The 24,650-nt window shown below is 40.3% G+C and carries 18 protein-coding genes; 8 read left to right on the top strand and 10 right to left on the bottom strand.

The genetic code is table 11. The features are described from left to right. Positions 1 to 74: 74 nt before the first annotated feature. On the bottom strand, positions 75 to 452 hold the full coding sequence (locus AACZ87_RS20520; protein ID WP_339869952.1) for a hypothetical protein: 378 nt from the start codon (positions 450 to 452) through the stop codon (positions 75 to 77). After that, on the bottom strand, positions 449 to 1,855 hold the full coding sequence (rlmD, locus tag AACZ87_RS20515; protein ID WP_339869951.1) for a 23S rRNA (uracil(1939)-C(5))-methyltransferase RlmD: 1,407 nt from the start codon (positions 1,853 to 1,855) through the stop codon (positions 449 to 451). The genes AACZ87_RS20520 and rlmD overlap by 4 nt, the downstream gene beginning before the upstream one ends. A gap of 247 nt (positions 1,856 to 2,102) precedes the next feature. On the opposite strand from rlmD, the gene AACZ87_RS20510 reads away from it, so the two are divergent. The 4 genes from AACZ87_RS20510 to AACZ87_RS20495 all read left to right on the top strand — a co-directional run bounded on the left by AACZ87_RS20510 (position 2,103) and on the right by AACZ87_RS20495 (position 8,584). Further along, a complete protein-coding gene (locus AACZ87_RS20510; protein ID WP_339869950.1) occupies positions 2,103 to 2,924 on the top strand; it encodes an SDR family oxidoreductase in 822 nt (273 codons plus the stop codon). After that, positions 2,925 to 6,809: an AAA domain-containing protein gene (locus AACZ87_RS20505; protein WP_339869949.1), complete on the top strand. Its 3,885-nt coding sequence runs from the start codon at positions 2,925 to 2,927 to the stop codon at positions 6,807 to 6,809. A 144-nt stretch (positions 6,810 to 6,953) separates the two neighbouring features. After that, positions 6,954 to 7,289 (top strand): helix-turn-helix transcriptional regulator, encoded by a 336-nt coding sequence (locus AACZ87_RS20500; protein ID WP_339869948.1) that lies wholly within the window; start codon positions 6,954 to 6,956, stop codon positions 7,287 to 7,289. Then, the gene (locus AACZ87_RS20495) at positions 7,283 to 8,584 is read left to right on the top strand and encodes a type II toxin-antitoxin system HipA family toxin (RefSeq protein ID WP_339869947.1); all 1,302 of its coding nucleotides are present in this window, start codon (positions 7,283 to 7,285) and stop codon (positions 8,582 to 8,584) included. The genes AACZ87_RS20500 and AACZ87_RS20495 overlap by 7 nt, the downstream gene beginning before the upstream one ends. Before the next feature lie 35 nt (positions 8,585 to 8,619). Here the strand turns inward: AACZ87_RS20495 and AACZ87_RS20490 are convergent, their stop codons facing one another. Both AACZ87_RS20490 and AACZ87_RS20485 read right to left on the bottom strand, forming a co-directional pair. Next, the gene (locus AACZ87_RS20490; protein WP_339869946.1) at positions 8,620 to 9,741 is read right to left on the bottom strand and encodes an ATP-binding protein; all 1,122 of its coding nucleotides are present in this window, start codon (positions 9,739 to 9,741) and stop codon (positions 8,620 to 8,622) included. A 132-nt stretch (positions 9,742 to 9,873) separates the two neighbouring features. Then, a complete protein-coding gene (locus AACZ87_RS20485; RefSeq protein WP_339869945.1) occupies positions 9,874 to 10,644 on the bottom strand; it encodes a YdcF family protein in 771 nt (256 codons plus the stop codon). Between the two features lie 194 nt (positions 10,645 to 10,838). On the opposite strand from AACZ87_RS20485, the gene AACZ87_RS20480 reads away from it, so the two are divergent. Together AACZ87_RS20480 and araD1 are read left to right on the top strand one after the other, a co-directional pair. After that, positions 10,839 to 13,784: an FAD-linked oxidase C-terminal domain-containing protein gene (locus tag AACZ87_RS20480; RefSeq protein ID WP_339869944.1), complete on the top strand. Its 2,946-nt coding sequence runs from the start codon at positions 10,839 to 10,841 to the stop codon at positions 13,782 to 13,784. 28 nt (positions 13,785 to 13,812) lie between these two features. Next, entirely contained in the window at positions 13,813 to 14,829 is a 1,017-nt protein-coding gene (gene araD1, locus AACZ87_RS20475) for an AraD1 family protein (RefSeq protein ID WP_339869943.1), read from the top strand. Positions 14,830 to 14,867: 38 nt separating this feature from the next. Here the strand turns inward: araD1 and AACZ87_RS20470 are convergent, their stop codons facing one another. The 3 genes from AACZ87_RS20470 to hutG form a co-directional block, all read right to left on the bottom strand. Continuing rightward, the gene (locus tag AACZ87_RS20470; RefSeq protein ID WP_339869942.1) at positions 14,868 to 16,049 is read right to left on the bottom strand and encodes a 6-bladed beta-propeller; all 1,182 of its coding nucleotides are present in this window, start codon (positions 16,047 to 16,049) and stop codon (positions 14,868 to 14,870) included. Between the two features lie 361 nt (positions 16,050 to 16,410). Next, a complete protein-coding gene (locus tag AACZ87_RS20465; RefSeq protein WP_339869941.1) occupies positions 16,411 to 16,635 on the bottom strand; it encodes a hypothetical protein in 225 nt (74 codons plus the stop codon). A 96-nt stretch (positions 16,636 to 16,731) separates the two neighbouring features. Next, complete coding sequence (hutG, locus tag AACZ87_RS20460; RefSeq protein WP_339869940.1) at positions 16,732 to 17,688, bottom strand: formimidoylglutamase; 957 nt, start codon at positions 17,686 to 17,688, stop codon at positions 16,732 to 16,734. Between the two features lie 323 nt (positions 17,689 to 18,011). On the opposite strand from hutG, the gene AACZ87_RS20455 reads away from it, so the two are divergent. Beyond that, positions 18,012 to 18,626: a Uma2 family endonuclease gene (locus AACZ87_RS20455; protein WP_339869939.1), complete on the top strand. Its 615-nt coding sequence runs from the start codon at positions 18,012 to 18,014 to the stop codon at positions 18,624 to 18,626. 14 nt (positions 18,627 to 18,640) lie between these two features. Here the strand turns inward: AACZ87_RS20455 and AACZ87_RS20450 are convergent, their stop codons facing one another. The 3 genes from AACZ87_RS20450 to hutH all read right to left on the bottom strand — a co-directional run bounded on the left by AACZ87_RS20450 (position 18,641) and on the right by hutH (position 23,645). Continuing rightward, a complete protein-coding gene (locus AACZ87_RS20450; protein WP_339869938.1) occupies positions 18,641 to 20,641 on the bottom strand; it encodes a urocanate hydratase in 2,001 nt (666 codons plus the stop codon). A 106-nt stretch (positions 20,642 to 20,747) separates the two neighbouring features. Next, positions 20,748 to 21,995, bottom strand: a complete 1,248-nt coding sequence (gene hutI, locus AACZ87_RS20445; protein WP_339869937.1) for an imidazolonepropionase — start codon at positions 21,993 to 21,995, stop codon at positions 20,748 to 20,750. 84 nt (positions 21,996 to 22,079) lie between these two features. Next, the gene (hutH, locus tag AACZ87_RS20440) at positions 22,080 to 23,645 is read right to left on the bottom strand and encodes a histidine ammonia-lyase (protein WP_339869936.1); all 1,566 of its coding nucleotides are present in this window, start codon (positions 23,643 to 23,645) and stop codon (positions 22,080 to 22,082) included. 100 nt (positions 23,646 to 23,745) lie between these two features. Between hutH and AACZ87_RS20435 the strand changes: the two genes are divergently transcribed. Continuing rightward, positions 23,746 to 24,612, top strand: a complete 867-nt coding sequence (locus AACZ87_RS20435; RefSeq protein WP_339869935.1) for a LysR family transcriptional regulator — start codon at positions 23,746 to 23,748, stop codon at positions 24,610 to 24,612. The last annotated feature ends 38 nt before the right edge of the window (positions 24,613 to 24,650 follow it).

Raw genomic sequence — 24,650 nt, 5'->3', positions numbered from 1 at the left:
TTGAATAGAAAAGGCTATTTTAAATTATGAAAATCAATATGAGACAGCCTCTTTTTTGTTGTTAAAATCTGAATTTAATCGTTCGGATAAGGTATATACACAAAACTTGTAAAAGCTCCATCCATCACAAACAAGCAGCAGAATTCGTCTGGATCTTTATAAGCTTTTTCGAAGTCTGGAAGAGATTCTTCAGCGATTAATTTGCGTTGAACAAATTCGTCCACATAGGTCATGAAGTAATTCCAATCCAAACCTTTTTCTTCTTTTCCCACAAAGATTTTACCGATAGGCTGCATCTCTTTAGATATTGGGAAAATCGGGTAATCGGAGAATTTTCGAGTTCTGATCTGGTAGGAAGCCTCTTTCAAAGCATCCGATATTTTTATGAAATCAGCGGTAATTGTTCCTAAGTATTTTCCACTTAATTCTGGATCGTTGAAATCTGATATCATGATTTTCGAGTTAAGAGTACGACATTTTCTACGTGATAGGTCTGCGGAAACATATCCACCGGCTGGATTTTTTCCACTTTGTATTTTTCTCCCAAAAGTGCTACATCTCTGGCCTGAGTGGCAGGATTGCACGATACATACACAATCTTCGGCGCATTCAATCTCAAAAGCATCTGTACGACTTTCTCGTCCATTCCTGCGCGAGGAGGATCGGTTATGATCAGATCCGGCGCGGCATGATTTGCGATAAAATCCTCATTCAGCATGTCTTTCATGTCACCAGCGTAGAATAACGTGTTTTCAATTCCATTGATCTGGGAATTGATTTTAGCATCTTCGATAGCAGCTGGCACATACTCGATTCCTATTACTTGCTTAGCTTTTTTCGCTACGAAATTGGCGATGGTGCCAGTTCCTGTGTAAAGATCATATACTACTTCATCACCTTTTAAGTCTGCGAAATCGCGGGCGACTTTGTACAGTTCATAGGCCTGCTCGGAGTTTGTCTGGTAGAAAGATTTTGGTCCTATTCGGAATTTCAATCCTTCCATTTCTTCTTCGATAAAGTCATTTCCTGCGAAAGTCACCAAATCCAAATCATGGAAAGTCTCATTTCCTTTGGTGTTAATCACGTACAATAAGGAAGTGATTTGAGGGAATTTCTCATGAAGGAATTCCATCACCTTTTGGATTCCATCAGCATCATCTTCGCCGAATTGCACGATCACCATGGATTGATCAGTACTGGTTGTTCGGATGATCAGATTTCGAAGTAGGCCCACTTGACTTCTGATGTCATAGAAGGTTAGCCCATTCGCCAGTGCAAAAGTTCTCAGGTCATTTCTGACATCGTTGGAGATGTTTCCCTGTAGGTAGCAGTGATCTACATCGACTATCTTGTCAAACATTTTTGGGATATGGAAACCCAGCGCATTTCTGTCAAAATCTTCTCCTGATTGGATCTGCTCGATCGTCAACCACTTCTTGTTGGAGAAGGTAAAGTCAAGTTTATTTCTGTAGTATTTGGTTTTTTCTGAACCTAGCGTAGGCCAAACTTCAGGGATTTCCACTTTGGCTATGCGCTGAAACTGATCTAAAACCTGCTGACGCTTGTAGGTTTTTTGCAAGTCATAATTAATATGTTGCCATTTGCAGCCGCCGCAAGTGCCGAAGTGAGAGCAAAAAGGATCTATGCGTTCTTTGGAATACTCGTGGAAGTTGACTGGTTCTCCTTCCATGAAAGAGCTTTTCCCTTTGGTGATTCTTACATCTACCACATCTCCAGGAGCAACTCCCGTTACAAAAACCACTTTTTCCTCATGATGTCCCAAGCATTTTCCTTCCGAGGCAATGCGCTCGATAAGCAGGTTGGTAATCACTTTATTTTTCATTTTTCGCGACATGGGCGCAAAATTAGGGAAATTTGACCGTAATAGGGAATCTCAAGTCTAAGTATGAATTAGTATCGTTTATATAAATTCTTCTACTATAAAAACCAGTCCAATGCAAAACTTTAAAATTGATTTCTTGGTTAGTGAAAAGTTCGAGGTAAATCGGCTCAAGCTTTGATGGGACTTTTGTAGAAAGCCTTGTCGCGCCTTTCTAAAGATCGAAATTACAAATCACAAATTCAGTACCTTTGAATCATTAATGAAAAAAGATAGTCTTAAGGATAAAGTTGTAATCATCACAGGAGCTTCCTCAGGAATAGGAGAATCCTGTGCACATGAATTTGGCAAGGCAGGGGCCAAAATCGTGATTACAGGCAGAAATCAGGATAAATTGGATTCTGTTAAAACCAAATTGGAAGCGGAAGGAATAGAAGTATTGGCGATCTCTGCTGATGCTGCCATTCTTGAAGACAATGAGCGAATGGCTAAAGCTGTCTTAGCTAGGTTTGGTAAAATAGATATTTTGATCAATAATGCAGGAATAACTATGAGAGCATTATTCGAAAATCTAGACTTCGAGGTTTTTCATAAGGTTATGAATACTAATTTTTGGGGAGCAGTATATGCGACTAAGTTTTGCTTGCCTTCAATTCTTGAACACAAGGGCTCTGTAATTGGCATTTCTTCTGTTAATGGCTTTCGCGGTACACCCGCTCGGACTGCCTATACAGCAAGTAAGTACGCAATGAATGGGTTTTTTGAATCTCTGAGAACGGAAGTAATGAAAAAAGGAGTTCATGTACTGGTGGCTTGTCCGGGTTTTACTGCTTCCAATATTCGCAAAAATGCATTGGATGCGCATGGATCTTTACAGGGAGAATCGCCTAGAGATGAATCAAAAATGATGAGTTCGAAGGAAGTAGCAGAGAAAATACTAAGAGCCACTTTAAAGAGAAAGCGTGATCTGACCCTGACGGCCCAAGGATGGTGGTTAAAGTTTTTGAATAAATGGGTGCCAGGAAGGTTGGATTACATCGTGTATAATCAATTGAAAAAGGAAAAAGATTCACCTTTCCATTAAATGCCTGAATCGATCTTTCAGACTTACCGAAATCGTCTTGTTGACCTGTCTTCCAAAAACAGGTCGCTTTATTTATCCAAGTCAGAAGGTTTTGGAGTCGTAGATCTGAAGGATTTAGATTTTTTAAATGGTGAAAATAGCTTCGAAATTATCAGGAAGTCTATTTCATCAAAGAAACCCATCACATTAATTCCTGAATCTGATCCGCGACTCGCGGGTGTAAATACGCTTTCAAAAGCATTATCCAGACTTTCTTTTCGTGATCAATTGACACAAGAAGAGACTGGTGAGCAATCACTTTTTCTTGGGTGGCCATTTGTCGAAGGGAAGCTTATTAATGGTCAGGTCTTGCGTGCGCCAATATTGCTTTTGGGAGTAAAGTTGCAACTTGAAAATGGGAAATGGATTCTCTCAAAAACTGACGATTGGCAATGGAATCCCGCATTTCTTTTGGCTTATAGCCATGCGTATGGAAAAGTATTAGAGGCAGATTCGTTGAATCAAGAATTGCAGGAATTGTCAACGGATTCTACCGAGTTTCGAACTGGGTTTTCAAAGATTCTTAATGATCATTTCTCGATTCAACTGAGTTCATCGCTGTTTGAAGACCAGTTGGCTCCATTTCCAGTTTCCCAACTTAGCCTGGATTCTACTCAATTTCAGGATGGAAAGATTGCCTTGAAAAGCTATGCTTTGTTAGGGTTATTTGCTCAAAAAGGAAGTTTTCTTTTCACTGATTACGAAAAGTTGGAAAAGGCTTTTGGCGAGTTAAGTCTGGAAGAGTTATTTACTCATTTTTTTGCAAACGATGAAAGTCAGCTCATTCCTAGAGAAGACCAGCTTTTTCCTGTATTTCCACTGGATGCTTCTCAGGAAAATGTTTTAGTGAAAGTTCGGCAAGGCAAAAGTCTTGTTGTTGAAGGTCCGCCCGGTACGGGCAAGTCTCAATTGATTGCAAATCTGGTTTCAGACTATTGCTCTAGAGGGAAAAAAGTACTGGTGGTTTCCCAAAAAAGAGCTGCCTTGGATGTGGTGTTTGAGAGATTATCGAAAGCAGGTTTTGGTGATTTCCTAGGGTTGGTTCATGATTTTCGGGCAGATCAAAAAGTTCTCTTTCAGAAGATAAAAGCTCAAATTGAATCTATAGAGGCTTATCAGGAGCAAAATCGAGGGATTGATTCTATACAACTTGAGCGTGAAATTTCGCAGTATTCCAAGACGATTTCTAGGCTTTCGGATAAGTTTGAGAGGTTTAGATCTGCACTTTTTGATACCGCTGCGGCTGGCATTCCAGTAAAGGCAATGTATTTGAATGCTGATTTAAAAAAGCCATTTTTTGAACATTCAGATTTACTTAAGTTGGAATATCAGTCAGCTCTGGATTTTGAAAAGAATTATAAAATTCAGCATTTATATAAAGCTCAATTTGCTGGCTCGTTTTGGGAAAACAGAGTTTCTTTTGCCCATTTTGAGCCCTCCGTTTTCCCTAGGATCTATCAGATTCTGAAAGAGATTTCAGGATTTAGAGAAAAGACTATTCACCTGAACAATGATTTTGACTTTGATAAGCTTTCCCAGCTTATACTTTCGGATGGTGATTTCTACAAAAAGGTAGAACGGTTGCATGCTTCATTAAAACAATTGGAAAAGCCTGATTTAGGTGTTTCAGCTGTTTTCGATCCTGCTATTTTAAAGGATCTGACTATCGTAAGGGATTGTAATGGTGAGGCTATCAATAAGTTACAACAGCTTTCATTTGGGATATCTGCAAGCAATGAGACTATTTCTGCTTTAGAAAATGAATTAAATTCGATACAACCCAAAGCAAATTCATGGTTTGGGAAAATTCAGGTGAACTTGAGTAAAAGTAAGTCCCCACTGACTTTTGATATTCTGAAGAAAGCCAATCTAAGCTTTAATGAAGCATCTGTATCTAATATTCAAGCTGAATTAGATACACTCAAATCCTTGAAAATTGAACTTTCAGAGCTTCCGATAATTGAAGGTTTGAATAGTAATGAGCTTTCAATTGAAGGGTTGAAGAATGGGATTGAATTGATAAACCCAATATTGGATTGGGTGGAATTATGGAAAAGTCAGCCAGAAGTTCATTCAGTGGCAAATTGGAATTCTGATGACTTTATGCAGCTGCTCAAAAAACTAGATGAATTCTCTAAATCGCTTCAGTTCAATTCTACTAATTGGAGGGCATATTTGAGGGCTGAACAAATTTTGGAAATTCTTAAAAATGACTTCCCTACAGATAAGTTTGAGATCCAGATTAATCAGACATTTTCTGAGTTAGTTGCTTTTGATAGGTTTTTGGAAAGCTCTGACTCAGTTACTCTTGCACTTGCAAAAAAGCTTGAAACTCATTTTATCGACTTGAATTTAAGTGAGCAGGTTTTGGTGTTTTGGAATTCTTGGTATTTGGCTTGGATAGCTCAATTAGAGGTGAAGAATCCTGTTTTGGCAGATGCTGGAAGTCTCAAAATGGCCCATGAGTTGGCTGAATTGAAAGATTCAATTCTTGAAAAAAGGAAGATTGCTAGACACATTGCCTTGCTAAGACTTCGAGAACAAGTTACTTCTGACTTGGAGTTTAACCGCTTAGGAAATCGACTGACTTATCGGGATTTGCTTCATCAGGTAAGTAAAAAGAGGCAGCGCTGGCCGATTCGGAAACTGGTAGAAGAAATGGGAAAGGAGGTTTTTCGTTTGTTACCTTGTTGGTTTGCGAGCCCAGAGACTGTTTCAGCTTTGTTTCCTTTAAATCAGGAGTTTGATTTGGTGATTTTTGATGAGGCTTCTCAGTGTCAAGTTGAGCGAGGTTTGCCTGCTATGCTTCGTGGTAAGCAGGTGGTGATTGCCGGAGATTCCAAGCAGCTGAGACCTTCTGATTTTTATCAGGTGAAATGGGAGTCTGACGAAGAAGGGTTGGAATACGAAGCAGAATCTTTACTGGAATTGGCTGGAAATTTCTTTAAAAAGCATCAACTCAAAGGGCATTACCGCTCTTCAGATCCTGCATTGATACATTTTTCCAATAGTCATTTCTACGAAAATCAACTGGAAACCTTGCCGGATTATGCAACTTCAATGGCTGGAAAACCTGCTTTCTCTTGGGAAAAAGTGGAGGGAATCTGGGTAAACCAGGTGAATAAGATGGAGGCTGATGCTGTGGTTTTGAAGGTGGAGTCAATTGTTGGTTCTTATCCTGAAGATACTATTGGGATTGTAACGGGAAATTATTTTCAGATGGAATTGATTCGGGAAAAGCTCTGGAAAGCTGGTTTTCAAAATACTGGAATCAAGGTTCGAAACATTGAAAATGTACAGGGTGATGAGTTTGATCAGGTGATTTTATCCTTAGGCTATGCTCCAAATCCTGAAGGGAAGTTGGTGACAAACTTTGGGTTACTTGGAAAGTCTGGAGCTGAAAATAGATTGAATGTGGCTATCACCCGCGCTAGGAAAAAAATGCATGTTATTTCGAGTATTGATTCAGCTGATTTTCGTCCTAGCCAACTTAAAAATCCAGGTTTAGTCTTACTTCGGGAGTTTTTGGCTTTTGCTCGTGCTCAGAGTGAAAATGCTTCAATTTCTGCTTCTGAGCCGATTTCAAAGGGTTATGAAATTGATTGGAGCTTGAAAAATAGACTTCTGAAGAGTGGTAATTCTTATTCAGCTGATGTTCTCTCAGTAGTAATGGATTTGATTTCAGGTGATTCAAATGGAGATAAGATAGCCATACTTACAGATGATCAACGGTTTTTTAATGCCTCCACGGCTAAAGCCGCTTTGGCTTACCACCCGATTCTTCTTGCCCAAAAAGGGTGGAATTACGATTGGAAGTGGAGTAGAAACTTGTTTTTTAATCAATAAATCATAGAATTGAGTTATAAGTCATTCGTTAAGTCATTTTTATCTATTTAATGAATGATTTATCATTCGATTTTAATTTAGTTTTTTGTATTATAAATCACTCATTAAGTCATATATTTGTAGATAATGAATGATATTTAAGTCATGGATTATAATCAAATAAGCGATTTAGCAATTTTGCAAAAGCTAGGAGATTTTGTCAAGCATCATCGTATGGAGCAAAACAAGTCTCAGGATCAGTTGGCGACCGAGGCTAGTGTGAGTAGATCCACACTGAGTCTATTGGAGCGTGGTGAAAAGGTGAATTTGATCACATTGATTCAGGTACTCAGAGTTCTTAATCAATTACAATGGCTAGAGTCATTTGAAGTAAAGCCTGTAATAAGTCCAATGACTTACATCAAGCTTCAAAAAAAGCATGAGCGTCAACGTGTAAGGAATAGTGGTATGGCGGCAGAAGACCCACCTTTAGAGTGGTAGTAGCAGCCGAAATATGGATTTGGGATAAGCTTTCCGGTGCTATCCTCTGGGATGAATCTGAGCAATTGGGAAGTTTTGAGTTTGACCAAAATTTCCTTTCCTCGGGTTTGGATATTTCTCCTATCAAAATGCCATTGAGTCAAGGAAATAGGATTTACCAATTCCCTGAAAACAGAAAATCCCGAGGTGATGTTTTTGACACATTTAAAGGGTTGCCAGGTTTGCTTGCAGATATGTTACCTGACAAATACGGAAATCAACTGATCAACGCTTGGCTAATTCAAAACGGCAGAGCGATCGATAGTCTGAATCCTGTCGAACAACTATGTTTTATTGGAAAGCGAGGAGTGGGAGCATTGGAAATCAAACCTTCTTTTCGGTCTGAGGCTATGAAAGCAAGCTCTTTGGAAATTGACAGCTTGGTTAATATTGCGGGAAAAATCCTTAACTACAGAGCCGATTTCCAATCAAATTTGACAAGTGAGGAGCAATCTGCTCTTTCTGATATTCTCAAAATTGGTACTTCAGCAGGTGGAGCGCGTGCTAAGGCAGTAATAGCATTCAATACAAAAACAGGCGAAGTAAAAAGTGGCCAAGTGAAAGCTCCACCTGGATTTTCTTACTGGATTATCAAATTTGACGGAGTTCATGATTCTCAATTTGGTGCTACTGTGGGTTTTGGGAGAGTAGAAATGGCCTATTATTTAATGGCTAAAGCAGCTGGGATTGATATGAGTGAATGCAGGTTGCTGGAGGAGAATGGGCGTGCACACTTTATGACGAAGAGATTTGACAGAATAGATAATGGTCAGAAAATCCACATGCAGAGCTTATGTGGCATCCGTCATTTTGACTTCAATCAGGTTGGTTTTTATAGTTACGAGCAGGTTTTTGAAACTATGCGAATGCTACGGCTTTCTTACCCCGAGGCGGAGCAGATGTTCACTCGGATGGTATTTAATGTATCGGCGAGAAATTGTGATGATCATACCAAGAATTTTGCTTTCCTGATGGATCAAAGTGGGAAATGGTCACTGTCACCTGCCTATGATATTTGCTATGCATATCGCCCTGGAAGCCTCTGGGTAAGTTCACAGTCCTTGACTGTAAACGGTAAAAGGGAAGGGATCGATGAAGCTGATTTTCTGGAAGTAGCTAGAAAGATGAATATTAAAAAGCCTGAGGAAAAGATAGCTCAGGTAAAATCAGTTGTAAATAGATGGAATGAATTTGCCGATGAAGTCGAGGTTGATTCTGCACTAAGGGATGAGATAAAAACCACACTTTTGGTGTGATGTGAGCGGGGGGGCAGTTATCGGTAGTAAAAAGGCTATAAACTCGCCATCCATCTTGCCAGCTGTACTTCGTGTACCAAGTAACTTCCTTCGTCTTTGATAACCAGTTCTAATTTTTCCAAAGCTTTCAAAGCCGTACTCACTGTGCTTGCTGCTCCCAGATTATGCTTTTGGATAAAGTCCTTGCTAAGGGGATTTTGCAGTGGTTCTTCTTTAGCAATTGCCCGAAAGACATTCCACTGAGCTCGTGTCAGCATCTTTTGAAAATTAGCAAAAATCGCCTGCTGCTGCTTCAATATCTGGTCAAATACTACGTCCACATCTGGATTAGTTACTTTTTTGAAATTGGCAAAAAGATGGTTGCAGACCAGCTGCACTGTGTAAGTTTGCCCACGACTCCAGGTGTAAATTTTCGCAATTGAATCTGGTTCAATGGTTTTTTTGGCAGCTTGGAAATGCTTTAAAATAAATTCGGTATAGGCTTCCAATTTTATGGGTTGAAGCGATTCCAATTGTGAACTTTGATAGAAAGGACGGTTTTTCTCCGTAAACATAGATTCCATCAGTGTCCGGTGACTACCGCTGAAGATAAAACGAACTTCAGGGATTTGCTGAACCCAAGTTCGAAAAACAGCTTCCGCTTTTGCTCCTTCGTAATCAGTGATTTGCTGAAACTCGTCGATAGCTATCACTATTCTCTTTTTACGGGAAAGCAAAAATTCTCCCAAGGCCTTGAGTGATTGGCTTGGTTGTTCTGATTTGTTCATTCCAAGGGTTATTTCCGGTAAACCAGAAAGTGCACTGAAATTAATTGTTGCACCTATAGAAGCAAGTAGTTTTTGGATGCTTGCACTGATGCCTGAGGTAGTTTTACCGTATTTTTCATAAATAGCTGAAGCAATTGCTTGTATCGCTTCCTCCAAATTTTGGGTAGCTAGCAAGTCTATGTAGAGAGTTTCAAACCCTTTGAAAGTTTCTAATTCTTCAAAAAGTCGATGGATTAGAGCTGATTTACCAATTCTTCTCCATGCATAAAGCACTACATTTCTATCATTTTCTATATGAGAAATGAGCATGTCTAGATCAATTTCTCTGTCACAGAAATAGTCTTTCCCTTGATAAGTATTGATTACGAATGGATTGAAGGGCTCTTTCATGATTACTTGGTGTTTTATTACGTGTTTAGCGTTACGTGAAACACGTTACGTAAAGTACGTAATAAAATCATAAATTTTCAATTCTCATTATTTTAAGAATGGGGTTAATCATGGGTGAATTAGACCAAATCCTTAAATGTACCCAACTGCATTGTAGACAACTATACCAATCCATTCCTTTACCAGTTTGTGCCAGATGAAGATGGAGTAGGGATCAGGGAAAAATAAAGTCGGGATATCGTATTTTGTATCGTTACTGTAATAGTCTGTTGGAAATGCTAATGTTTGTAACCCGACTTTATCGAAGCAAGCTTTGGATCTTTTCATGTGAAAAGCTGAGGTGACAAGTATGAATTCCTGATTCGTATCTATTCCTTTTTGCTCTAAGAATGTCTTTGTGAAAAGTGCATTCTCATGCGTGTTTTTGGATTTATCCTCGATCATTACGTCCTCAGATGGAACTCCTGTCATGATAAGGAATCGCTGTAAAAGCTCAGCTTCTGATTGTGGATTGACAGGATTGAGTCCTTGTCCGCCTGTTATGAGGATTTTCTTGATTTTTCCCTCACGATAAAGTTGCAAGGCATGAGTGATCCGATCTGCGCCTTTGTTGAAGAAAGTTCGATCGTATGCAGTTTTACTCAGGTTAGTTACACCTGTGAGTACAATGCCAATATCGTGGTTTTTTATGTCACTGAAGTCTTTGAAATCAGGCTCCCATGCCATCATTGCCTGATTTGCGATAAATTGATTGGAGAAAAACCACAACAAGATGATCCCAGTCCAAAGGCTTCTTTTGCCCCATTTCTTTTTCACATATAGAGTCCCAACTACAATTAACAAACTGATAATGGTCAAGGGCATTGCCAAAAAGCTCAGGAATTGGGAGAGATAGAAAAACATGAATTGATTTAAGTGTTTGAGGCAAAGAAAGGAGGGAAATGATCAATAATCAATTTTCAATGAGCAAATTCAATTTACAAATTGTCAACTGTGTAAGGCTTTGATAATTGAGCATTGCCCATTGAACATTGCACATTTCCAAATTCTTTTCCCCAACGTTTCTTTAAATCCATCTCATCGGGTTATTTTTGAGCATGAGTTCAGACCAACCTAACCTATTGCCTTTGCTTCAGGAACTTTCCACTCAACTGGAAGGGACTTTGCAAGTTGATTCTTTAACGAAGACCCTTTATGCCACCGACGCCTCAGTTTATCGAGAGATGCCTTTGGCGGTAGCATTTCCAAAATCCGAATCAGATATAAAAAAGCTGATACTTTTTGCCTCCAAAAATGGCACTTCTCTGATTCCAAGAACGGCTGGGACATCACTTTCTGGACAATGTGTTGGGAATGGAATAGTGGTGGATGTATCGAAACATTTTACCAAAATTTTGGAATTGAACGTGGCCGAGGGCTGGGTTCGAGTGCAGCCCGGAGTGGTGCGTGACGAGCTCAATCGCTATTTAAAGCCTCACGGTCTTTTCTTTAGTCCAATCACATCCACGGCCAGTCGAGCCATGATTGGTGGAATGGTGGGGAATAATTCTTCTGGTACAACCTCTATTGTATATGGAGTGACAAGAGATAAGGTCATTTCCTTAGATACGATTTTGAGTGATGGAAATCCGGTGAAGTTTGTGGCGCTTTCTAAAGATGAGTTTGATGAAAAAACGAAGCTGCAATCCTTGGAAGGGGATATTTATAGGAAAGTTCTGGAGGAATTAAGTGATGCAGAAGCTCGACAAGAGATTCATGCACAATTCCCTAAACAATCTATTCATCGTAGAAATACTGGCTATGCAGTAGATGAATTACTGAAAGCTGAGATTTTTGAAGGGGAGGAAAAGTTTAATTTCTGTAAACTTTTGAGTGGTTCTGAGGGGACTTTGGCTTTTACAACTGAGATTAAAATCAGCCTTGATCCACTTCCAGAACCAATCGAAATCGTCGTTGCTGCGCATTTTGCAACTATCCACGAAAGTATGGTTTCAGCCCAGACAGCCATGAAGCATCCTGCAACAGCTGTTGAGTTGATGGATAAAATCATTTTGGACTGTACGAAAGAGAGTATAGAGTACAGCAAGAATCGGTATTTCGTAGAAGGAGATCCTGAGGCAATTTTGATGGTGGAGTTCCGCGGCCAAACGCTGGAGGAAGCTATGGCTAAAGGCAAAATGCTGGTGGACGACCTGATAGCAACTGGACTTGGCTATGCGTATCCGATTATTGAGCCGGCGAAGGTTTCTACCGCTTGGGCACTTCGCTCAGCAGGATTGGGGCTACTCGCAAATATTCCTGGCGATGCAAAGGCTGTAGCATGTATTGAAGATACGGCTGTGGATATCGAAGACCTAGCCAATTACATTGATGAGGTAGGAGCTATGATGGATGGGTTTAAGCAAAAGCCTGTTTATTATGCGCATGCTGGTGCCGGAGAAATTCATTTACGACCAATTTTAGATTTGAAAAAGTCCAAAGACGTGGAGGAGTTTTACCAGATTTCCAAAGCTTCTGCCGAGTTGGTAAAAAAGTATCAAGGTTCACTTTCCGGTGAGCACGGAGATGGTAGAGTACGAGCTGCATTCATTCCGCTGATGGTGGGTGAAAAAAACTACCAACTTTTCCGTAGGATCAAATTCTCCTGGGATCCACAGAATATTTTCAATCCTGGAAAAATAGTGGATGCAGCTCCGATGAATAAATTTCTGCGTTATAAGCCGGATATGGAAACTCCTACTCATGATACCATCATGGATTTCTCCAATGTTGGAGGGATTCTCCGCTTGGCAGAAAAATGTAATGGGTCTGGAGACTGTCGCAAACTCCCTGGCTCAGGAGGTACCATGTGTCCAAGCTATATGGCTACTCGAAATGAAAAAGACACTACGCGTGGTCGGGCCAATACTTTGCGCGAGTTTCTCACGATGGACAAAAAGGAAAATGCCTTTAACCATCCTGAGATCAAAGAAGCGATGGATTTGTGTCTTTCCTGCAAAGGCTGTACGGCGGAATGTCCTTCGAATGTGGACATGTCTAGCATGAAAGCTGAATTCCTGTATCAATACCAAAAAGCTAATGGTATTCCGCTTCGGTCAAAAGCTTTTGCTTACATCAACGAGTTGAATGAGCTTGGCGCTAAAACTGGCGGTCTGGCAAATTTCATGTTGAGCAATAGTCTTACTGGTGGCATGATGAAGTCTGTTTTGGGCGTTGCTCCAAAAAGAAACCTGCCAGAAATCAGTAAGGTAAGCTTGCGAAAGTGGTATAAGAGGAACTATGACAATCTTCCAGCAGCTGCTAAGCAAATCAAATCCATATACTTCTTCGTGGATGAGTTTACCAACCATAATGATACAGAAATAGGAATCAAAGCGATCTCTCTGCTGAAGAAGCTAGGATATGAGGTAAAAGTTGTGGATCATGAGGAAAGTGGAAGGTCTGCTCTTTCTAAAGGTTTGCTCCCAAAAGCTAAGAAGCATGCTGAAGCAAACGTGGCAATTTTTGATAAGCTGATTGATGGAAATACGCCATTGATCGGTTTGGAGCCATCCGCTATCTTAAGTTTCCGCGATGAATATCCTCGAATCGTTAAGAAAGAATTGGTGGAGGGAGCAAAGAAACTGAAGTTTCATGTGAAGCTGATCGATGAATTTTTGGCTCAAGAAATCGCTGCAGGAAACATTACATCAGATTTGTTTACAACTAAAACACAGAAAATAAAACTTCACGGACATTGTCACCAGAAAGCTCTTTCATCCATGACTTGGACGCAGAAGTTGCTGTCTTTGCCGGTAAATTACTCTGTGGAAACTATCCCAAGCGGATGCTGTGGAATGGCAGGAAGCTTTGGCTATGAAGCTGAGCATTACGAAGTTTCTCAGCAAGTGGGAGAGTTGGTGCTCTTTCCAGCGGTGAGAAAAGCAGAAGCAGAAACTATCATTGCAGCTCCTGGAACCTCCTGCCGTCATCAGATCGCTGATGGGACAGGCAGAAAAGCCAAACATCCTGTAGAGATTTTGTGGGAAGCGCTGAACAACTAAATGAGATGATATTTTTATCCAAAAAACAATGAAAGAAAAAACCCGATTAGTACAGCTAACCCACCCCGAAAAAGGAAGAAAAGTAGCTGTTGTTGCAGAACCTTTTCTGGTTTTGGTGGATGAAATTACTTCCATTTACCACTTAGCACTAAAAGCAATGGATTCTGAGGTTTCGATTCATCTCCTTTTGGATCAACAACTTTCTAATGAAAAGCTGGATTACGATAAAGTTTATTTTGGAACAAGCGATTGGAGGTTATTGCCGTCATTTGACAATCCAGATGTAGTTTCAAATTGTATGGTTTCTGGCACTGGGTTGACACACCACAGTAGCGCGATGAACCGAAATGTCATGCATCAGAGCGAAGCAGGAAATGCATTGACAGACAGCATGAAGGTTTATCAGTGGGGAGTAGATGGTGGGAAGCCTGTCGAAGGACAAATTGGTATTCAGCCAGAATGGTTTTATAAAGGGACTGGGTCTATTCTTAAAGCACATGGTGAATCATTGGATGTTCCTGCTTTTGGAAACGATGGTGGTGAAGAACCGGAAATAGCTGGTGTTTATATTATAAATAGGAAAGGTCAACCAGTACGAATTGGGTTTACCACAGGTAATGAATTCTCCGATCATGTGATGGAAAAGCAGAATTACCTCTATCTCGCTCCTTCCAAATTGCGCAATTGCTCTATCGGTCCAGAACTTGTTCTTACCGATGAATTTTCGGATTTAAGTGGAAAGGTAAGTGTGTCGCGTGGTGAGGAAGAGCTATGGTCAGCAGTGATAAAGACAGGAGAGAAAAATATGGCGCACAGCTTAGCTAACCTGGAATACCATCATTTTAAATATTCGGATCACCGACAGCCGCTACAGGGACACGTACATTTCTTTGGTACAGGGGCTTTCAGTTTTGGTGCTGGCATCAGTTTGCAAACTGGCGATCAAATGAAAATACAATGGGATGGAATGGGGCGGGGTCTCATTAATCCTATAGAAATCGCAGAAAGTAAGAAAGAGTTGGTTTCCGTAAATTCTATTCTCTGAAGCTAGTATGGCATAATTAAACAGCGATGCATAAATCCCTATTTCACTTGATATTTAATAAGGATAGGATCTTCGAAATCCTTTAATTCTCTCATCCTTGTTTCAAGCTGTTCACCATATTTCCCAAGCGATCCATTTTCGAGTGCATAGAGCCAATCATCGGTCCTAAGTACGTCATAGAAAAATCCATCTTTTGCATCACCTTTTCCATTTGACCAGCCGGCCAGCGATGGGAATGCGGTCACTTTTTTTGTATTGTGATTTATAAATACTTCATGAATAGGGAAGGTGCGCATATTGGCGATATCCATGTTAGGGTTCTTTGCGAGCGCAAAAGTCTTTAGTCTAGACACGGAGTCTGTTTGCCAGATTTTACCCATGTTAAAAGCAAAAGGTTGGCTGGTTATAGTAGCTTCTAGCTGGGTACCATCCATCTGTAGATCTTCTGCGGATGGTGCTCTATCTCCAAAATCCAAGCTGGCATAAGGAGTTAATTTTTCATTTTGGAACAAAAATAAAGTGTCTGAAAAAGCATAATTCAGCAAATAGCTCTGCCCTAATTTTGTGAATTCTCCCTCGCTGATTTCCGAGGTCAGTGGAGTTGTGCTGACAGGTAATTCAAACGATTTACCGTCTGAACTGTCGATGATTTTGTAAAGATTATACTTTCCGTTCTCATCCAATTTCCCATTGTATATAGGCGAGGTCAGCCACTTGGTCGCTGAAATCTTTGTGAAGTACGGAATAAACATTGCCTCCTCATCCAAATTAATTGTCCCAATAAACTCAAAATCGGGGAAATGGTATTGCTTAATTATTCCTCCGCCAGCGGTAATGCTAAGCGTGTCCTGATTTAAATCCACGCCTTGCATGCTTTGATATTCCTCTGGTCCATCACCACTTCTCGCAAAGCTTTTCAGATAATTTCCATTTAAATCAAACAGATGGATTTTAGATTCAGGATTGCAAAGGGTAGTATAAACCAAAAAGTTTTCGGTGACTTTTAGATTCCAAATACTGCAATTCAAATTTACCGGTTCGTCGGACTTATTTTTCAGCGGAATAAACTCTATTGAAGTGACCACCTCATCAAAATCTGCAATGTTCTCATCGGAGATTTGGAAAGTTTGAATTCCAATTCCAATTTCCTTTTGATCACAGCTTAAAAATAGAATTAATAAAGTGGGAATGGATAAAAAAACATGTTTTGAATACTTCATAAATACATTTTTATGAGATAATTGAAAAGAGTAGCTCTAAATCACTTATTCCTCTTCACTAGCTTCGAGAGATCTTTCTCAGTTGGAAAAAAATCAGTTACATACACCCTGTGTTTATCCTCATCGATTCGGTAAATGATTTTTATGTCTGATCTATTCGTTCTTTTGAAAAGTAGAAATCTATAAGTGTAATTAGCATTTTCTAGTGCTTTTTCTTGAGGGTTCCGATGGGGAAGGGTTTCTAAAAATTTGACAGAATCTCGAAACTGATCTGCAATTCTCTGAGCCCCTTCAAATGAGTAATGCTCAAAGAAATACTCAACTATTTGGTAAAAGGCTATCTCCGCTGGTTTTGAGATTATTACTGAGAATTTTTCTTCTGGATTTTCCAAGCTTCAAAGTCCTCATTAAACTGTGAAAAAGATTTGACTTCATTCTTATAAATCGATTTTTCAGAAGCTTTTGATCGCTGTTGGATTTGTTCAGCATCTAGAAGTTCATTTACAAAAATTAGAACCTGCTCTTGTTGATCAGATTCTAATTTTGAAAGTTTGTTTAGAAGCGCTTTGTCAATCGAATTTTCCATAACATCAATTTATATAAGTTTTTGAAATTCTCCTTTATAACGAGGTAATTAGAAAATAGGATTAGAGTGTTTTCTAGAAATGCAACTCAAAGGATCTTACCTCAATACCTTTCTCGCTACATATTCAGCGCATCTTGCAGCCAATCTGGAAGTAGCCTGATCATGGTCAAATGCTGGGTTTAACTCCACGACATCCATAGAAATCAGCTTTTTCGAAGAAGCAAGTAACTCAAAAACTTTAAACGCAAACTCAGGTCTGAAACCCATAGGAGAAGGTGCCGAAACTCCTGGAGCAAACGCTGAAGAGAATCCATCCATATCTACGCTTAAGTAGATTTTGTCAACTGAGTCCAGAAACCAGAGGATTTTTTCTTGAATTACCTCCCAGTTATTCATTCTAAAATCTTCCATTACCATCCATTTAGCGCCTATTCTTTCCGCAGTATTAAAAAGTGATTTTGGATTAACAGAGCGCTGCACTCCCAAACATAAATATTGGAAAGAACCAGGATTTTCTTCAGCTAATTGGAAAAAGGGAGAGCCAGAATGTCCTTTGCCGTCCAGGGTAGGACGAAGGTCAAAGTGTGCATCCATATTAATGATGCCCAGCTTTTGGTTTTTGGAGGCGAGATGTTTATATATTCCTCTACCATGTGCCAAAGCCAGATCATGTCCACCTCCCAAAAGAATCGGGAAATGCTTTGTTTCCAATAGATTGAAAACAGTTTCCGAAATCAATTCATGGCTGGACTCCATATCATCGTCCTCCGTATAGATATCACCATAATCGAAAATTCTACTTTGCTCAGGTAGGTGAAACGCCAAGGTGCCCAGGTTTTTCCGGATCGCATTTGGGCCTTCTGCAGTTCCCAATCGGCCTTGATTTCTTTTTACACCTTCTTCCCCAGCATATCCTAACACACCGACTTTGGGGGTGTCTGGTGTGTCGTCCAATTTCAGGTCTTTGACAGAAATAGTAGCCTGATGCCAATATTCGATTGTTTCAGATTTTCTGCCTGACCAAAGTGACGGGTTTGGGTTTTGGTGTAACATATTGTGATGAATTTGTTTTTATACTAACTTAAAAATCGTGCACTGATAGTTTTAATACCAGAACCAATGTATTCTGTTTTTAGGTAATATTCAAAGTTCATTTGAGATCAAATTATACAGCTATGAAATCGAGCCTGCCTGAGGCAGACAGGAATGACTAAGAACGTCACCCATTGGGATGATTAAAACCATGCGAGATTCCATGTGGTCTATAATATTCAAATTATAAATACATGAAATTGAGCATGTCGTAATCGACACACACTGGGATGATTATAATCTGCGAGATTCCATATGGCCTTTAAAAAACTAATTATAATCATATGAAAGAATATAGAATTCCCCAGAAAGAAAATATTGATTTGGATGCTTTCAATGAGCCTGAAGGAGCAGTTTATACTTATGCAGATTATTTGAAATGGGATTTTGAAGAAATTGTAGAGTTGATCAAAGGGAAGATTTTTGCAAAAGCCGCAGCTCCGAATCGTAGACATCAAGAGGTGTCGGGGAATCTCTCAGCTTTTTTCTGGAATTTTCTAAAAGGTCATTCTTGCAAAGTATATTCAGCTCCATTCGATGTTCGATTATCCAGAGATCCTGATTTTTCAAAAACAGACTCGGTAGTCCAGCCGGATATTTCTGTGATTTGTGATCTTAGCAAATTGGACGAAAAGGGTTGTTGGGGTGCTCCAGACTTGATTGTAGAAATTCTATCTCCGGGAAATAGCCGGGTGGAGGTCCAAAATAAGTATGAGCTGTACGCGGAATATGGAGTTAGAGAATATTGGGTAGTTCATCCCACGGATTGTACAGTTTTGATCTATACTTTAATCGATGGAAAATTCCATCCTTCCCGACTTTTTACTTCAGGAGATCAAATAACCTCAAGTGTGATTCCTGGGTTTTCACTTGATCTCGAAGATGTTTTTGAGGGGTAATTAATGAGAGTTTTTTAGAACAAATTCTTAAATATTTCCTCATCCACGAGATTTGGAATAGTCACTTTCAATTCTGGACTTCTATCCATTTCTCGCTGTATTGCTTCCAAAGACCCTGAATTTCTCGCCCAAGCGCGTCTAGCTATTCCATTATTCACGTCATAAAAAAGCATGGATTGGAGCTTTCTTTCTGCTTCTTTACTCCCATCCAGCACCATTCCAAAACCACCATTCATCACTTCTCCCCAGCCTACTCCGCCGCCATTGTGGATCGAAACCCAAGTTGCACCTCGGAAGCTATCGCCAATCACATTGTGAATTGCCATATCAGCAGTAAACTTGCTGCCGTCGTAAATATTACTGGTTTCGCGGAAAGGTGAATCGGTACCACTGACATCATGATGATCTCGGCCTAGCACAATCGGTGCAGAAATTTCTCCCGATAGAATCGCATCGTTGAATGCTTTCGCAATTTTTGATCTTCCCTCAGCATCTGCGTAAAGGATTCTCGCCTGTGAGCCAACTACTAATTTATTTTTCTCAGCTTCTTCTATCCAGGTTATATTATCCTGCATTTGTTGCTGGATAGACGCTGGTGAATTTTGCATGATTTCCTTCAAAACTTGCGCAGCAATCTGATCTGATTTTCTTAAATCTTCTACTTTACCAGATGTGCACACCCAGCGGAAAGGCCCAAAACCATAATCGAAACACATAGGTCCTAAAATATCCTGTACGTAGGAGGGATATTTGAAATCAATTCCATTCGCAGCCATTACCTCAGCTCCAGCCCGGGAAGCTTCCAGCAAAAAGGCATTTCCATAATCGAAAAAGTATGTTCCTTTTGCCACATGTTTGTTGATAGATTGAGCGTGTCGCCTCAGCGTTTCCTGCACTTTTGCTTTGAATTTCTCAGGGTTTTGAGCCATTAGCTGATTGGATTCTTCGAATGATAACCCAGCTGGATAATAGCCGCCAGCCCAAGGGTTGTGAAGGGAAGTTTGGTCAGAGCCCAGTTCTATGAAAATATTTTCGGTATCAAATCGCTCCCATACATCGACGATATTACCTATGAAAGCCAATGAAACAACTTCCTTGTTACGTTTAGCAAGTTGTGTTCTAAGAACTAACTCATCCAAGTTCTCGATGAGTTCATCTACCCATCCTTGCTCATGTCTTTTTCTTGCTGCTGCCGGATTTACTTCTGCGCAGATGGTAATGCAGCCAGCAATATTTCCAGCTTTCGGTTGTGCACCACTCATTCCGCCCAGACCTGCTGTCAAAAATATTTTCCCGGCAGGTTTTTCTCCATTTTTTAATTTCTTGCGAAAAGCATTCATGACTGTAATAGTCGTACCGTGCACTATCCCTTGAGGTCCGATGTACATAAATGAACCAGCCGTCATTTGTCCATATTGAGTCACGCCCAAAGCATTGTATTTCTCCCAATCATCTGGTTTGGAATAATTTGGAATCATCATTCCATTAGTGACTACAACTCGTGGAGCATCTAGAGAAGATGGGAAAAGCCCCATGGGATGGCCAGAGTAAATATGTAAAGTCTGCTCCTCAGTCATCTCAGAGAGATACTTCATCACCAAAAGGTATTGTGCCCAGTTTTGAAAAACAGCGCCATTTCCTCCGTAAGTGATCAATTCCTCTGGATGCTGCGCAACCGCAGGATCCAAGTTGTTTTGGATCATCAACATGATCGCTGCTGCTTGCTGACATTTCGCAGGATATTCCTGAATCGGCCTCGCATGCATAGCATATTCAGGTTGAAATCTATACATGTATATCCTCCCAAATTCTTTCAGTTCATCGAAGAATTCAACAGCTAATTCAGCATGCCATTCTTTTGGGAAATAACGTAGCGCATTCCTCAAGGCTAGTTTTTTCTCTTCTGGTGAAAGTATGTCCTTACGTTTTGGTGCATGACTCAAACTTGTATTTCTAACTTTTCTTGGAGGAAGTTGAGAAGGAATGCCTTGGGATATTTCTGCTTTAAGAGTCATGCTATTTACGATTTTTGAATTACGATTTACGAGCTTTATTTGAACCTCTGTCGTAATTCTATGATCTGAAGTTTATACTTAATGTCTTGATTCTTGGATCTAAAATCTAATGTCTAAAGTCTCCTGTCTTTTCTCCTCTTTTCCAGACTTGCGCTGGTTTCAACTTGCCTTGATGATAAAGGATTTCTCTATAATCTGAAGTTGGGAAAAGGTTGAAATCAGCTAAAAGACCAGCTCTCAAAACTCCTCTATCTTCTAACCCTAAGGCTGCGGCTGCTCGAAAGGTTAAACCTGCTAGGACTTCTGCGGTGCTGAGTTTTTCGAAAGTTGCCAAGATGGAAGCCTGTGTTATCAGATCACCCATTGGAGCAGAACCAGGATTCCAATCGCTACCGATCGCCAAAGACCCGCCCTGATCAAGAATTTTTCTGGCTGGCGTAAATGCGCAACCCAAGCCAATTGAAGCTCCTGGGAGTGCGACGGCGATCGTTTCGGATTTCGCCAGAATATCAATTTCTTTTTTGCCTGAAGCTTCTAGATGATCGGCTGATTTTGCACCAAATTTTGCTGCTACTTCAGATCCGCCCGTCGTGAATTGATCGGCATGAACAGTAAGATCAAACCCTAAATCTTTTGCTTTTTGGTAATAGCTCACAATCTCATCAGGAGAGAAAGCGCTTTTTTCGATAAAGGAATCGATTCGATTTGTTAGATTTTCTGACTTGAGAATTGGGAATAGTTCTTCAGAAATCATTACCAGATACTCTTCATTTGTTCCCTCAAAATCTCTGGGTTTCATATGGGCTGCCAAACAAGTAGAAATTAAATCAGCCTTGGTTTCTGAATTTGCTTCTCGTATTGCTCGAAGCATTTTGAGTTCTTCTGCAACATTCAGCCCGTATCCACTTTTCACCTCAATAGTCGTAACCCCTTCGCTCAAATGTCGATTTGCATTTAAAGCTGTCCTTTCAGCCAGTTCTTTCTGATTGAGATTTCTGGTTTGACTAACGGTGTCCCAAATTCCACCGCCAGCTTCCGCGATTTCTAGGTAAGATTTGCCAGCATTTCTCATTGCAAAATCTCTAGCTCGGGTTCCGCCAAAACAAATATGAGTATGACAGTCGATCCATCCTGGAAGGGCCACAAACTCACCGTCAAGCTCAATAAGCTCTACATTTTTTGTCTTGGCCTGATCTAGTAAATGAGAATATTCCCCAACTTCAAGAATTTTTTCGTCTTCAATTAAAATTCCTGCATTCTCCAGAATCATCAATTGCTCGTCTTTCAAAGCCCCTTTTATGGGAAGATTGTCAAGTGTTAGTAATTGCGTAATTGGTCCTAGTAATTTGTGCATGTTACAAGTTTTGAAATGGATATGAAAAAATGTGGTTGGTGGATAATATATATGGGATATAGACTATTAATCATGGACTTTTAATTAAATACTAAATAAGTTACTCCACTCCGTCTCAAAAGGCAACCCTTCTACTTTCGCTACCTCATTCGCGATTTCGATCAATTCGCCACTTTGAATCATCTCAATCGCCGCTTCCATATCCTCAGTCATCACGCGATCATTGATTACAGGAGCTATACTTTTTCGAACATGCTCGTGTATGGCAGTCATTACTTTTCCAGACTTCAAAGGAGCATGGAAATCCATCGCTTGAGCAGCATAAAATAGCTCAATTCCCAGAATTTTCTCCACGTTTCCAATGACTTGCAGGGCTTTTCTCGCACCAATTGAACCCATACTTACGTGATCTTCTTGACCAAGGGAAGTTGGGATGCTGTCGGCTGAAGCAGGAAAGCAAAGTCCTTTATTCTCCGAAGCCAAAGCAGCTGTAGTGTACTGAGGAATCATTAGACCAGAATTCAATCCCGTTTCCTTCAACAGTAACTTAGGGACACCAGGCGTGTCACCCTCAAGGGAAAGATATATTCTGCGATCTGAAATATTCCCCAATTCTGAAGCTGCAAGACAGGCATAATCCAACGGTAACGCGATGGGCTGACCATGGAAACTTCCGCCCGAGATGGTGTGATCCTCGCTGAACACAACCGGATTATCCGTGACGGAATTGATTTCTGTTTCGATGGCATCCTTCAAATGTAACCAGGCATTTCTCGATGCTCCATGAACTTGCGGCATACAGCGCAAAGAATAGGGATCTTGAACTCTAGCACAATCCAAATGTGAATTGACGATTTCAGATTCATGAAGTAGGTTCAGGATAGTCTTAGCTACATGCTGATTTCCTGCAAAAGGTCTAAGCTGGTGCAGTTCTGGAGAAAATGGTTTGATCGATCCCATCAAACCCTCAATCATCATCCCTCCAGTGATGTCAGCATGGACAAGCAAATTATGCAATCGGTCTACGATTTTTACACCATAGGCAGCCATGAACTGAGTGCCGTTAATTAGTGCCAAACCTTCTTTTGGACCAAGGGAAAGTGGTTTGATCTCAAGTTTTTCAAATAGTTCTGAAGTTTTTATAATTGCACCTTCGAAATGGACTTTTCCTAGCCCCAGCAACGGTAAAAACAAATGAGAAAGTGGAGCTAAATCGCCTGAAGCTCCTACTGAACCTTGGATGGGAACAACCGGAATTACCTCATTATCCAACATCCACATCATTCGATCCAAAGTCTCTAATCGAATTCCAGAAAATCCCTGAGCCAAAGCCTGCAGTTTAAGTACAAGCATCAATTTGGAGATTTCAATCGGGACAGGTTCACCTAAGCCAACAGCATGGCTTTTCAAGAGATTTTCTTGCAAAGTCTGGGTGTCGGCAGCGGAGATTTTACTGGTGCAAAGAGGACCGAAACCAGTATTGATTCCATAAACTGCCTTTTCACGGTTAGCAATATTGGCAACCGCTTGGGAAGAAGCTTGAACTTTTTCTCTGGTTTCACGGCTGAGAATTCCTTCGAGTTCTTTTCTCGCTAGCTTTAAAGCTATGCCGGTAGTCAGTTGATCTAATCCGAAGTTGAATGTTTTCATTGCTAATTGGGTAAATATTCTAGGGCCTCTACAAAGATACCATGCCTTAATGATAAGTTTTGATATCAATATTGTCAATATGTGATACCTTTAAGGTATCATGGAGTTAAGACATCTGAATTATTTTAAGGCTGTTGCAGAAGAGTTGAATTTCCGGAAAGCAGCTGAACGCTTGTTTATTTCGCAACCTGGATTGAGTCGGCAGATCAAGCAGTTGGAAGAAATTTTTGAGGTTCAATTATTTGAACGGGATCAGAAGCATGTGGCATTGACGGTGGCTGGAACTTACCTGAAAGGCGAGGTTGATTTTGTGCTCAATCATCTGGAGGTGACCAGAAGTCAGTTGAAGTTAATCGCAGCTGGGAAAATCGGAGAATTGAGAATTGGCTTCCTGGGTTCGGCATCCAATCAGGTTTTACCGGATTTGCTAGGCAAACTGAATGCTAATCAACCCTTGATCAGTACTAGCTTAGAAGAGTTGAGTAATTCTGTTCAAGTGGAAATGATAGAGAAAGATAAGTTGGACCTGGGTTTCGTAAGGTTAGCGTCTGTGCCGAGTGATTTGGAAATGAAGGTGGTTTTGCGGGATAGTTTTTCATTGGTTGTGCCTAAAGATCATCCTATTCAGACTAAGGATTTTCATTCTGTCAATCAATTTCGCGATGAATCTTTCGTTCTGTTTTCCTCAGACTACAGCAATCTATATTACGAGCAGATCATTGGGATTTGTCGAGATGCAGGATTCTCACCCAGGATTAGACATAAATCTGTCCATGCATTGACTATTTTCAAATTAGTGGAAAATAAGATGGGAGTGGCGATCGTACCAACTTCCCTCAAGGAAGGGTATGAATTAAATGTTCGATTTATGCAGATTCCGGAGATTCCGCAATTCACGGAGCTTTCAGCAATTTGGAAAGCTGGAAATAGAAATCCTGCGCTGAAACAAGTTTTGCCTTTGATTTAGAAAAAGGGTGATTCCTGATTTCCTGAGGAAAATATTTA

Origin of the sequence: uncultured Algoriphagus sp., assembly GCF_963974365.1 — a bacterium.
In the GTDB taxonomy this organism is placed as follows: Bacteria; Bacteroidota; Bacteroidia; order Cytophagales; family Cyclobacteriaceae; genus Algoriphagus.
Note: the sequence above shows the minus strand (reverse complement) of the source record. Positions and strands in the feature narration are given on the sequence as shown.